Source organism: Marinobacter sp. NFXS9, assembly GCF_040148665.1.
GTDB classification, from domain to species: Bacteria; Pseudomonadota; Gammaproteobacteria; order Pseudomonadales; family Oleiphilaceae; genus Marinobacter_A; species Marinobacter_A mangrovi.
On sequence record NZ_JAGDDW010000035.1, the window covers coordinates 1 to 3,159 of the forward strand.

Annotated in this window: 2 rRNA genes; both read right to left on the minus strand. The window is 54.5% G+C overall.

From position 1 onward, the window contains the following. Nucleotides 1-25: 25 nt before the first annotated feature. Nucleotides 26-141, minus strand: a 5S ribosomal RNA gene (gene rrf, locus J3364_RS22470). Between the two features lie 95 nt (nucleotides 142-236). Further along, nucleotides 237-3,128: ribosomal RNA gene (locus tag J3364_RS22475) — 23S ribosomal RNA — on the minus strand. Nucleotides 3,129-3,159 lie beyond the last annotated feature (31 nt).

Consider the following 3,159-nt stretch of genomic DNA (forward strand, 5'->3'; position numbering starts at 1 on the left):
CCGTGCTGGGGTTTCGGATTTAGGAGCCTGACGATGACCTACTCTCGCATGGGCAGATGCCACACTACCATCGGCGCTGGTTCGTTTCACTGCTGAGTTCGGGATGGGATCAGGTGGTTCCGAACCGCTATAGTCGTCAGGCAAACAGGTTGACCACTGGGTTGGACAAGATTGCGGAGCCGGAGCTCAAAGCTGAAGCGATTTCCTGCGTTATCCGCAGTTGGCTTGGGTGTTATATAGTCAAGCCGCACGAGCAATTAGTATCGGTTAGCTCAACGCCTCGCAGCGCTTACACACCCGACCTATCAACGTCCTGGTCTTGAACGGCTCTTCAGGGCCCTCGAGGGGCCAGGGAGATCTCATCTTGGAAGGGGCTTCCCGCTTAGATGCCTTCAGCGGTTATCCTGTCCGAACATAGCTACCGGGCAATGCTTCTGGCGAAACAACCCGAACACCAGAGGTTCGTCCACTCCGGTCCTCTCGTACTAGGAGCAGCTTTCCTCAAATCTCCAACGTCCACGGCAGATAGGGACCGAACTGTCTCACGACGTTCTAAACCCAGCTCGCGTACCACTTTAAATGGCGAACAGCCATACCCTTGGGACCGGCTTCAGCCCCAGGATGTGATGAGCCGACATCGAGGTGCCAAACACCGCCGTCGATGTGAACTCTTGGGCGGTATCAGCCTGTTATCCCCGGAGTACCTTTTATCCGTTGAGCGATGGCCCTTCCATACAGAACCACCGGATCACTATGACCTGCTTTCGCACCTGCTCGACGTGTCTGTCTCGCAGTCAAGCGGGCTTGTGCCATTACACTAACCGTACGATGTCCGACCGTACTTAGCCCACCTTTGTGCTCCTCCGTTACTCTTTGGGAGGAGACCGCCCCAGTCAAACTACCCACCACACAGTGTCCTCATCCCCGATCAGGGGACCAAGTTAGAACCTCAAACAGGCCAGGCTGGTATTTCAAGGTTGGCTCCATGCAGACTGGCGTCCACACTTCAAAGCCTCCCAGCTATCCTACACAAGCATGCTCAAAGTTCACTGTGAAGCTATAGTAAAGGTTCACGGGGTCTTTCCGTCTAGCCGCGGATACACCGCATCTTCACGGCGATTTCAATTTCACTGAGTCTCGGGTAGAGACAGCGCCCCCATCGTTACGCCATTCGTGCAGGTCGGAACTTACCCGACAAGGAATTTCGCTACCTTAGGACCGTTATAGTTACGGCCGCCGTTTACCGGGGCTTCGATCAAGAGCTTCGCACGAATGCTAACCCCATCAATTAACCTTCCGGCACCGGGCAGGCGTCACACCCTATACGTCCACTTTCGTGTTTGCAGAGTGCTGTGTTTTTAATAAACAGTCGCAGGGGCCTGGTATCTTCGACTGGTCTCGGCTCCACCCGCAGGGGCTTCACCTACTACCAGCGTGCCTTCTCCCGAAGTTACGGCACCATTTTGCCTAGTTCCTTTACCCGAGTTCTCTCAAGCGCCTTGGTATTCTCTACCTGACCACCTGTGTCGGTTTGGGGTACGGGCTCTCGTGACCTGAAGCTTAGAAGATTTTCCTGGAAGCAGGGCATCAATGACTTCGCGCTGCAAGCAGCACTCGTCGTCGCATCTCAGAATTGAGGACCCGGATTTGCCTAAGTCCTCTTCCTACATGCTTAAACCGGGACAACCGTCGCCCGGCTCACCTAGCCTTCTCCGTCTCTCCATCGCAGTCACGCGAGGTACGGGAATATTAACCCGTTTCCCATCGACTACACCTTTCGGTCTCGCCTTAGGGGCCGACTCACCCTGCGCCGATTAGCGTTGCGCAGGAACCCTTGGTCTTCCGGCGTGCGGGTTTTTCACCCGCATTATCGTTACTCATGTCAGCATTCGCACTTCTGATACCTCCAGCATGCCTCTCGACACACCTTCACAGGCTTACAGAACGCTCCCCTACCCCGCATACAAAGTATGCAGCCGCAGCTTCGGTAACCAGTTTGAGCCCCGTTACATCTTCCGCGCAGGCCGACTCGACTAGTGAGCTATTACGCTTTCCTTAAAGGGTGGCTGCTTCTAAGCCAACCTCCTAGCTGTCTTCGCCTTCCCACATCGTTTCCCACTTAACTGGTATTTGGGGACCTTAGCTGGCGGTCTGGGTTGTTTCCCTTTTCACGACGGACGTTAGCACCCGCCGTGTGTCTCCCGGATAGTACTCACTGGTATTCGGAGTTTGCATCGGTTTGGTAAGTCGGGATGACCCCCTAGCCGAAACAGTGCTCTACCCCCAGTGGTATTCGTCCGAGGCGCTACCTAAATAGCTTTCGGGGAGAACCAGCTATCTCCGGGCTTGATTAGCCTTTCACTCCGATCCACAAGTCATCCCCTGGCTTTTCAACGACAGTGGGTTCGGTCCTCCAGTGCGTGTTACCGCACCTTCAACCTGCTCATGGATAGATCGCCCGGTTTCGGGTCTATGTCCACCGACTAAGTCGCCCTATTCAGACTCGGTTTCCCTACGGCTCCCCTAGATGGTTAACCTCGCCACTGAACATAAGTCGCTGACCCATTATACAAAAGGTACGCCGTCACACCCGAAGGTGCTCCGACTGCTTGTACGCATACGGTTTCAGGATCTATTTCACTCCCCTCACAGGGGTTCTTTTCGCCTTTCCCTCACGGTACTGGTTCACTATCGGTCAGTCAGGAGTATTTAGCCTTGGAGGATGGTCCCCCCATGTTCAGACAGGATTACACGTGACCCGTCCTACTCGATTTCACTGAACTCAGGTTTCGGATACGGGGCTATCACCCACTATGGCGGCACTTTCCAGAGCCTTTTCCTACCAGTTGTTCAGCTTAAGGGCTGGTCCCCGTTCGCTCGCCGCTACTGAGGGAATCTCGGTTGATTTCTTTTCCTTCGGGTACTTAGATGTTTCAGTTCCCCGAGTTCGCCCCTTGCACCTATGGATTCAGTGCAAGGTACCTGGCCGAAACCAGGTGGGTTTCCCCATTCAGAGATGCCCGGATCACAGCTTGTTTGCCAGCTCCCCGAGCCTTATCGCAGGCTTCCACGTCTTTCATCGCCTCTGACTGCCAAGGCATCCACCGTATGCGCTTAGTTGCTTGACTATATAACCCCAAACCAACTGTTTAATCGGCG